Source organism: Pseudomonadota bacterium, from assembly GCA_034660915.1.
GTDB lineage: Bacteria > Desulfobacterota > Anaeroferrophillalia > Anaeroferrophillales > Anaeroferrophillaceae > DQWO01.
Window position 1 is genome coordinate 1 of record JAYEKE010000200.1, and the last position, 8,613, is coordinate 8,613.

Annotated in this window: 9 protein-coding genes; 6 read left to right on the top strand and 3 right to left on the bottom strand. The window is 48.1% G+C overall.

Annotated features, from left to right (window positions below; genetic code table 11):
* The 3 genes from U9P07_11350 to U9P07_11360 form a co-directional block, all read right to left on the bottom strand.
* Nucleotides 1-194, bottom strand: a 194-nt coding sequence (locus U9P07_11350; protein MEA2110004.1) for a hypothetical protein, incomplete at its 3' end; no start/stop codon positions are given.
* Entirely contained in the window at nucleotides 191-937 is a 747-nt protein-coding gene (locus tag U9P07_11355) for a ParA family protein (protein MEA2110005.1), read from the bottom strand. The genes U9P07_11350 and U9P07_11355, both read right to left, overlap by 4 nt.
* A 107-nt stretch (nucleotides 938-1,044) precedes the next feature.
* Nucleotides 1,045-2,520 (bottom strand): response regulator, encoded by a 1,476-nt coding sequence (locus U9P07_11360; GenBank protein MEA2110006.1) that lies wholly within the window; start codon nucleotides 2,518-2,520, stop codon nucleotides 1,045-1,047.
* 563 nt (nucleotides 2,521-3,083) lie between these two features.
* Between U9P07_11360 and cobU the strand changes: the two genes are divergently transcribed.
* The 6 genes from cobU (at nucleotide 3,084) to U9P07_11390 (ending at nucleotide 8,266) form a co-directional block, all read left to right on the top strand.
* Nucleotides 3,084-3,614, top strand: a complete 531-nt coding sequence (cobU, locus tag U9P07_11365; GenBank protein ID MEA2110007.1) for a bifunctional adenosylcobinamide kinase/adenosylcobinamide-phosphate guanylyltransferase — start codon at nucleotides 3,084-3,086, stop codon at nucleotides 3,612-3,614.
* A gap of 262 nt (nucleotides 3,615-3,876) precedes the next feature.
* Nucleotides 3,877-4,623, top strand: a complete 747-nt coding sequence (cobS, locus tag U9P07_11370) for an adenosylcobinamide-GDP ribazoletransferase (GenBank protein ID MEA2110008.1) — start codon at nucleotides 3,877-3,879, stop codon at nucleotides 4,621-4,623.
* Nucleotides 4,624-4,662: 39 nt separating this feature from the next.
* Nucleotides 4,663-5,286, top strand: a complete 624-nt coding sequence (locus U9P07_11375; protein ID MEA2110009.1) for a histidine phosphatase family protein — start codon at nucleotides 4,663-4,665, stop codon at nucleotides 5,284-5,286.
* The gene (locus U9P07_11380) at nucleotides 5,274-5,963 is read left to right on the top strand and encodes a septal ring lytic transglycosylase RlpA family protein (protein MEA2110010.1); all 690 of its coding nucleotides are present in this window, start codon (nucleotides 5,274-5,276) and stop codon (nucleotides 5,961-5,963) included. The genes U9P07_11375 and U9P07_11380 overlap by 13 nt, the downstream gene beginning before the upstream one ends.
* A gap of 73 nt (nucleotides 5,964-6,036) precedes the next feature.
* A complete protein-coding gene (locus tag U9P07_11385) occupies nucleotides 6,037-7,197 on the top strand; it encodes a TIGR00303 family protein (GenBank protein MEA2110011.1) in 1,161 nt (386 codons plus the stop codon).
* Nucleotides 7,172-8,266 (top strand): phosphotransferase, encoded by a 1,095-nt coding sequence (locus tag U9P07_11390; GenBank protein ID MEA2110012.1) that lies wholly within the window; start codon nucleotides 7,172-7,174, stop codon nucleotides 8,264-8,266. The genes U9P07_11385 and U9P07_11390 overlap by 26 nt, the downstream gene beginning before the upstream one ends.
* The last annotated feature ends 347 nt before the right edge of the window (nucleotides 8,267-8,613 follow it).

Sequence of the window (8,613 nt, forward strand, 5' to 3'; positions counted from 1 at the left end):
GTTTCGGGCAACAATGATTTTCCAGCGGCATTCAGACTTTCATCAGCAAGATCCTTAGGACTGGTAGGACTGGCCTCAGAATCAAAAAAAGCCGCCATTTTTTTCCTGGCCACCGGCTCCCGTTCCGGGACCTCAGCCAATGCTTTCTTTTTTTTGCCGCCTGTTGATGGACTCCGGCTTTTGGTAGCGCTCATGGAAACAATTCCTCACAGATCTGCAGGTAATCCAGACCCCCGCGACTTTTCTGATTAAACTCAAAGATCGTCTTGCGGGCGCTTGATGCCTGTTTCAGTTTGGTATCGATTCGCACCGGCGGCAACACCAGTGATCCATATCGATCCCGTAATGCCGACAGCACTTCTTTACTCATATTTACCCGTTTATCAAAAAACGTCGGGATAATTCCAGCTATTTTCAGCTTCTTCTCAAAATATTCTTCAATCATTCCCAGATTGTCAAACACATGGTTGGCCCCCACCATGGACAAATAATCCATGCTGATCGGAATGAGCAATTCATCCGCGTAAACCAGTGCATTCTGACTGAGGATGGAAAGGGATGGGGAACAATCAATAAAAACCACATCCAAATCAGCAAATATCTCCGAAAGACCGGAAAGCCGACGTTTAAGTATCTCCTCCCGCCGGGGCTGGGCCACCAGAAGAGTTTCACAAGTGGCCAGCGATTGATCAGCCAGAATGCAGAAGAGGTTTGGCCGGGCCTCAACCAGGCAATCGTTCAGAGGACAATTATCAATAAGCAAATCATAGAGGCTATACTCCGCCTCCACCCCCAGGCTGACCCCCACACTGCCCTGGGCATCAAGGTCAACAATCAAGACCTTTTTACCACGGCGGGCAAGACAGTGAGCAATGTTAACCACTGTCGTGGTTTTTGCCGTCCCACCTTTAAAATTTTGACAGGCTACTATCCTCAAAGGCTGCTGAGTCTATGGAGGTTCAAAGAAACTGAGTGGATATAGCAAATCGTCTGTGTTCTTGTCAAGGACTTTATAGGAAAGTAACGGTCAAAATAAGGCAGGTATCAGAAGCGCATCAGGTCATCAATGACCTGCCGCTGGCGGCAGAAAACCTCAACCAGTTCAGGATCAAATTGCGACCCGGCATAAAGTTCAAGCTCCTGATAAGCTTCGGAGCTATCCATTGCCTGTCGATAAGCCCGTGAAGAGGTCATGGCATCAAAGGCATCAGCCACAGCGAGAATTCTGGCCAGCAGCGGAATTTCTTGACCTTTCAGGCCATCAGGATAGCCGGCACCGTCCCAATGTTCATGATGATGGTACACAACTGGAACAATAGCTGCCAATGAGGTAATGGGAGCCAGTATATGCTTGCCGGTAACTGGATGTTTTTTGACGATCAGATATTCTTCTTCAGTCAATTTACCGGCTTTATTCAGAATGGTCTCACTGATGCCAATTTTACCGATATCATGGAGCATGGCTGCCTGAAGCAGCAGATTGAGCCGCTGGGGATCAAGCTGCAATCCTTTAGCCAGCACCTCCGCATAACGGGTCACCTGCTGGGAATGGCCATGGGTATACTGATCTTTGGCTTCCAGGGCATGCGCAAAGCTCTTAATGGTCTGCAGATAATACTGCTGGGTATTTTTGTATAAATTAGCATTTTCAATGGCTGAGGCTCCTTTAGCGGTCAGGATATAGAGCGCCCGACTTTGCTGGTCAGTGAAGGTGAACCCCGGAGTAAGAGAGAAAAGATTAAGAATGCCTATATAGCGGTTATTTGCCTTCAGGGAGATACTCAGCAGGGAATAAAACTGGTGTTCGGTAGACGGCATGCGCAACATGGGCGTAATCTTGGAACTTCCAGGGCTGAAAACATGGGAACCCTGGCCATCAAAGATTGAATTCAACCGCAAAACATCCACTTCCCGGGCCAGAGACTGGATAAATTCAGCGCATTCCAGATCAGCACAACCAGTACATTTATGTTGGGTTATCCTCAATGCCTGACGGTCATTATCCAAGAGATATAATACTGCCAGGTCAGCCTGAGACTGGGAGAAACTTGCATCGAGGAGAACATCAATAATTGCCGAAATATCAAGACTGGAGCTGATGGCTTCACTGGCATTATAGAGAACAATCATCTCCTTGAGCTGCAAATTCTCCTGTTCCAAACGCCGTTTTTCCAGCGCCCGGCTCACTGCATGCAGCACATGATCCATATTAAACGGCTTCAACAGATAATCATATACCCCCAGCTTAACGGAATTAATGGCCGTTTCCATGGTGGCATAGGCAGTGATGATAATAACCGGCGGTGGATTTCGCATTTTTCTGATTTCAGCCACCAGATCCATACCCCCCATTCGAGGCATATTCAAATCAGTCAAAACCAGATCAAAATTTTGTTGCTGAAGTCCTTCCAGGGCTTCCAGACCATCACTGGCGGTAACAACCTGATACCCCGCCTCGCTGAGAACCTGGAACAGGCTTTCAACTATAGAGGGATTATCATCAACCAGCAATAAATTCATCCGGTCATCTCCCGGGAAGGATGAGAGGTAAAAAAACTAACGCGGGCTACGCCTGCAACCCAAATTAAGGTATCAGGATGTACCGGCATGGCTCTCGCTCATTCTCGCCGGCCGTCCATGGCCTGCCTGTGCGTGCCGCACGCAGACAGGCTATGAGCCAAGCCCGAACATCCTGAATGTGTTTCCGCCAATTTCTTGTTTTTTTGACAGGTTTTCAGAAGTAAGGTACTAATGCTCAGACAGGTTTTATGGTTCCCATTAAAGGTCTGTCCATCCAAACTCAGCCACGATAGAAACAGTAAAAATCATCGACAGAAAAATAAAAAACTTGACCAAATTATGGACCGGCGGCATAATTTTACGAGCCAGGATTCAAGGCAACCCCCTTAGCACATCAGTACCTGAAGAACAACTGATTAATTTTCAGCCGAAAAGCAAAGGTTTTCAGATCAGCTGTCAGCATTCAGCTTTCAACCATCGGGAAAATTTAAAAATAAATTGACACCATACCAGATTTAAGTTAGTGAAATCAGCGAATAAAAATACAATTATAGGATAATGCATTGGAGCAGGGTAAAAAAATTCTGGTGACCGGCGGTGCCCGCAGCGGCAAAAGCGCTTTCGCCCAGAAAATGGCGGAAGACCTGCCCGGACCCCGGGCTTATCTGGCTACCGCCCAGATCCTTGACGATGAAATGGGAGAACGGATTGCCCGACACCAGGCACAACGGGGACAGGCATGGCAGGCCACGATTGAAGAACCCTATGCCCTCGATACCTCCCTGCGACAGGCGGCGTCACACTATCCGGTCATCATGGTGGACTGCATCACCCTCTGGCTGACCAATATACTGCTCTCCAACCAGGAAAATCCCGGCATTGTCATGCAAAAGGTTGAACAATTGATCACCTCTCTGCCAGGTTGTATCTCCACTATCATTATGGTCTCCAACGAAGTTGGGCTCGGAATTGTCCCTGATAATCCTCTGGCCCGACAGTTCCGTGATCTGGCCGGCTTCGCTAATCAGAAACTGGCGGCAGCCTGTGATTCAGTTTACCTGGTCAGTTGCGGCCTGCCTCTGAAACTTAAATAGCACCTGAATTGAGCGGTTAGCTTTTAGCCGTTAGCTGTTAGTTCAATGATTACAGCATGTTTACTATTACAAGCTGCCACCTATGAAGTTTATTGCTTGTGAACGTAATACCTTGATTTTTAAAGCTAAATGCTAACAGCTAATCGCTAATGGCTTAACTTAGGTAGCATTCAGTGAAGTATTAAAAAACAACTTCTTAAGCTGAGAACTAAAAATTGACAGCCAATTCGGAAACACCGGTTTCCGAATGGAAACAAATACGATGCTGACATCATTCCACTTTGCCCTTTCTTTTTTAACCACCCTTCCTTTCCCCTTTAAAAAATCGCTTTCAGCCAGGGAAATAGCCGCTTCGCTTTCCTGGTTTCCCCTGGTAGGCTTCTTGCTGGGATTGATTATTTCCCTGGTTTTTTACTTGTTTACCCCCCTGCTACCCCGCCAGATAAACAGCGTGATTATACTCATCATCCTGGTTTTGCTTACCGGTGGTTTTCACCTGGACGGATTGGCAGACACTGCCGATGGTTTTCTCAGTGCCCGCAGCCAGCCGGAGGATATTCTCAAGATTATGAAAGACAGTTCCATCGGCACCATGGGCGCCCTGGGTCTGATACTCGTTTTACTGCTAAAATATACTACAATTACTCAGCTTCCCGACCAGATGGTAATTCCCTGCCTGATTCTTCTGCCTGTCTACGGCCGCTTTAGCATCGTAATCCTGGCCTACCTGTCATCCTACGCCCGCAAGGAAGGCGGACTGGGGGGGGCTATTACCCAGGAGGTTTCCGCAATTGAAATCGTCTACGCCTCGGCATTTACCATCATGGTGACCTTAATTTTAACTGGGCTCAGGGGCTTTCTGGTTCTGATAGTTCTCACCTTTTACACCTGGGGGATAAAAATTTATGCCACCCGGCGGATTGGCGGCATCACCGGTGACCTGCTTGGATTTTGCTGTGAAAGCAGTGAAGCCATGGCCCTGGTCTGCTGGGTCGCCCTGTTCAATTAAAAATTCCCTTCTCTTGAAAACTTGTGTTAAAATATTTTTATGACTATGGAATCACCAACCACTGTTTTTTTGCTTCGCCATGGGCAGACGGTCAATACCCTTGATGGCAAATTCCGTTATAACGGGCACATTGATGTTGAGGTAACTGATGAATCTCTGGAAACCATGAGAAGTATTGCCCGACAGCTGGACGCTAAACGGATCACCCACGTCTACTCCAGCAATCTGCGCCGCAGCCAGGCTGGAGCTACCATGATTGCCAATCAACTGAAATTGCCACACTCCCCCCTGCCTGCTTTCAGAGAAATAAAGATGGGTTGCTGGGAGGGTTTAACCTATGACGAAGTCAAGGAACGATACCCTGAACAGATTAAAAAAAAATTCACTGATTTTATCAACTACAGGATTCCTGGTGGTGAAACCATCCCTGAAGTGGAAAACCGGGTCTTTAATCAATTAGATGAACTGCTGCATACCCATAGTGGTGAGCAGCTGGTGATTGTTGCCCATGGCGGCATCAATATGCTGATTATCTGCCGGGCCCTGCAAATGGAAGCAACGAATATATTTCGGCTGAAACAGGATTTTTGCTGTGTCAACCAGCTTGACTACTACCACGATTTTGTCCAGGTAAACTTGGTGAACAGCCCATGTCTTCCTTGAATAAAGCCCAGTTATACTGGATAATCATCCTCCTTTGCACCGGTTGTCTGGGCTGTATGGCCAGACAGTCCCACTTTGATTATTCATTACCCAAACAATCCCGGCTGATCAAAAGCCAGGAAGGAATTGCCTCATGGTATGGCAAGGATTTTCATGGGAAAAAAACTTCCAATGGTGAAATCTATGACATGCATAAACTAACGGCTGCTCACAAGGAACTGCCGCTGGGCAGCCGGGTCAGGGTAACTAACCTGGAAAACCGCCGCCAGGTTGAAGTCCTGATCAACGACCGGGGGCCATTTGTCCGCGGACGCATCATTGACCTCTCCTACGCGGCAGCCAAAACCCTTGACATGGTTGATCAGGGAACAGCCCTGGTACGGGTAATATTGATTTCGCCACCAGCAGCAGCAAGCAAACAGCCAGATTTTCCTTTAACCCGCTACTATGGCATCCAGGCCGGAGCTTTTGCCAATCGGAAAAACGCCCACGAACTATACGTGAAAATACAGGTATTGACTAAAGATGTTTTCATGCAAACCACGACTTGTGGCAACAAAACCTGCTACCAGGTGCGGGCGGGCTGGTTTGCCAATCGCCGGCAAGCGATAGAACTTTCCCGAAAACTGAAGCAAAAAGGTTTTGACGCAATCATCATTTCACAGAATCATAATTGATACTTTGTAAAAAACTCCATCTTCCTGGTTACGCGACAACGGATACACTACAACATTTACTCATAGGACATTCATGTCATCTCCTGATATTATCACCATTACCGAAGATAACAAGGCCGCCGACAATTTTCTCCAGCTCTGCGTCAGGCAACCGCCGCTTTTTATCTGCAATATCGCTACCACTGAAACCGCTGCCATTCCCGGCATTTCTGCAGCCGGTGCCAGCCCGGAACTGACTTGTTACACCGCGGCGGCAGATGTAGAAGCACTTTACTATGGCAAGGCCCGTTGCCTGGATAAAATTCCGGAAAATCCCCAGGGACCACCTTCCCCGGTCATCATCACCATGGCTGCCAGGGAAACCTTGGATTGCCCGATGATTATTATTGATGCCGGAAATTCCATCAGGCCACAGATCCCCTTACTGGTAGCCGGGCAGACACCCGGAAAATCAATCACCACTCCACTGCCGGTCGAAAATACCCAGGAGTTACTGGCCCAGGGGGTTATGATCGGGGACAATCTCGGCAAGCTTGGAAAAACACTGGTCATGGGAGAAAGTGTCCCGGGAGGAACCACGACCGCACTGGCCCTGATGGAAGTTTTGGGAATAAACGCTTTTGGCAAGATCAGTGGCAGTATGCCGGGAAACAATCCATCGTTGAAAGAAAAGATTATCACCAGGGCGATGGCAGAAAAAGACCTGGTTCGCGGTTCCCTGTTTTCTGATCCTCTGGCTGCCGTCTCCATGATGGGGGACCCAATGCAGATTGTTCAAGCCGGCATGGCACTGGCGGCCAGTCGCCATGCTCCGGTAATCCTTGGGGGTGGCACCCAAATGCTGGCGGTTGCGGTACTAATCGGCCGGCTCCTCGAACGGCAAAACTTTGACCGACTGCCGGACATACACCATGATCGCTGTATTGCTGCCATTAAAAATTCCCGTTTAGAACACCTGGGAATTGCTACCACTTCCTGGGTTTCAGAAGATAAGCATGCTGATATCAGAGGCCTTGCCAAACAATTGCCGGCTAAGATCCCCATGTATGCCGCGCGATTGAATTTCATAAACTCCAGACACAAAAATCTACAACTTTACGAACAGGGATTTGTCAAGGAAGGGGTCGGCGCCGGAGCCCTGGCCCTGAGCGCATTTTTATATCTTGAAATGGCTAACAGTGACCTGTTGCCTGCCATAGAAACGGTTTATGAGCGCATCTACCTCTCAGACTGAGATCCCACCCCTCTTAAGAAACCTGATTGAAGCCTACCTCAATTCACAGGCTCAAAATTCCGTGTCTTTCTCGTCCTGCTGCCTGGCCGGCGACGGTTCTGATCGCAGATATTACCGGATTCAAACCTGCCTTGATGAGAGACAATTAATTGCCGTTGACGCTTTACGGGGTTGGGGAAAATACCAGCAGATAAACGGCGTCAGGGTATGCGAGAATCATTCATTCATGTATTTGGCCCAGCATCTGTCCAAGCTTGGATTTTCCGTTCCTCATGTTTTGTCATGCAGTCTGGACAGCTGTTATTATCTTTTGCAGGACCTTGGTACTACAACTCTTTATGATTTGACCAAAGATGGAAACTGGAACGCTGATATTCGCCTTTATTATCGTCAGGCTCTGACCCTGCTGATCGAAATGCAGCAGAAAGCCGGCATCGCATTCAATCCTTCATGGTGCTATGCCGGGGGGCATTATGATCGGGAACTGATCATTTCCCGGGAACTGGAATATTTTTTAAAATCTTTTGCTGTCCCTTTGGGTAATATCAGCCTGTCAGATGCTGAGCAAAAGTGCCTTGCACTGGAATTCAACCAACTTGCTTGCCAGGCGTTAGAGGGACCTTGCCACTATTTTCTCTATCGTGATTACCAGTCTAAAAACCTGATGATCAAGGATGGAAGGCTCTGGTTACTTGATTTCCAGGGAGCCAGGCTGGGACCGCCATATTATGATCTGGCTTCATTGATCAATGACCCCTATGTCAGCCTGCCATTTCAGCGCAGAAATGAACTGCTTGATTACTATTACGAACATGCCGCCGGACCATTATCCCTGCCCTCACGCCAGCGAGTTAACCATTTCTTTGCCCTTTTTTCCTTAATCCGCTGCATGCAGGTTTTAGGTGCTTTCGGCTTTTTATCAGACCAGAAGAAACGACTCCATTTCCGCACTTATATACCCCGGGCTTTAAGTGATTTAAAGCGATTTGCTACTGATCCCCAGATAGCAGATGAAATTCCTGCCCTTGGACAGCTGATCTCAAAGCTTTCTTATACAAACCTAAGCTGAGCGATTAGCAGTTAGCTATTAGCCTTTAATAATCGGGACTTTGCGTTGATTACTCAACTTTCTGACTCGCATTGCCAGGGACATATTAGCAGGATGTTCGGGCTTGGCTCATAGCGGTATTGGCCGCCGAACGAATCACACGAGGTGATTCTCGGCGGACGCGGGGACATTGCTTTAGCGCGCCTCACAAGCCGGCCTGTCTGCGTGCGGCACGCACAGGCAGGCCATGGACGGCCGGCGAGAATGAGCGAGAGCCATGCCGGAACATCACCGGAGATTTCTTGCAACTGTTTTTAGGGCAACTCAGAAAGTTGAGTTGATTAGTAACAACACCCATCGGTTGAACA

Excerpts from the sequence above, each read along its gene's own strand:
- U9P07_11385 (MEA2110011.1), top strand. The coding sequence starts at position 6,037 with ATGTCATCTCCTGATATTATCACCATTACCGAAGATAACAAGGCCGCC.
- U9P07_11380 (MEA2110010.1), top strand. The coding sequence starts at position 5,274 with ATGTCTTCCTTGAATAAAGCCCAGTTATACTGGATAATCATCCTCCTT.
- U9P07_11390 (MEA2110012.1), top strand. The coding sequence starts at position 7,172 with ATGAGCGCATCTACCTCTCAGACTGAGATCCCACCCCTCTTAAGAAAC.
- U9P07_11375 (MEA2110009.1), top strand. The coding sequence starts at position 4,663 with ATGACTATGGAATCACCAACCACTGTTTTTTTGCTTCGCCATGGGCAG.
- U9P07_11360 (MEA2110006.1), bottom strand. The coding sequence starts at position 2,520 with ATGAATTTATTGCTGGTTGATGATAATCCCTCTATAGTTGAAAGCCTG.
- cobS (MEA2110008.1), top strand. The coding sequence starts at position 3,877 with ATGCTGACATCATTCCACTTTGCCCTTTCTTTTTTAACCACCCTTCCT.